Annotated in this window: 1 pseudogene; it reads right to left on the bottom strand. The window is 67.8% G+C overall.

Going from position 1 to position 276, the window contains the following annotated elements:
• A pseudogene (locus SM753_RS20530) lies at positions 1-276 on the bottom strand (cell surface protein); the annotation flags it as partial.

The following is a 276-nucleotide window of genomic DNA, read 5'->3' on the forward strand; positions in this document are numbered from 1 at the left end:
GTGTCTGGCTCCGAGGATCCCCTCGCCGCCGTCGGCTTCGAGAAGGTCGCTCGGCGTGTGCTTCAGGGAGACCGCCGGGTGTCCGTAGTCCTCCTCGGAGGAGATCATCGTCTCCCAGGGACTGAGGTCGCCGTAACAGTTGACCCGCGTCCCGCCGATGTCGCGGAAGGCCTCCGTGTTGGGGAGGTTGAGCGCCTCGTCCGACCCCGTGTCCGCACTCCACTCGCCGCTGTCGTCCTGGCTGATCGGAACCCGCGTGATGCAACCGGGGTACCC

It is taken from the genome of Halostella sp. PRR32 (assembly GCF_034808085.1).
GTDB classification, from domain to species: Archaea; Halobacteriota; Halobacteria; order Halobacteriales; family Natronoarchaeaceae; genus Halostella; species Halostella pelagica.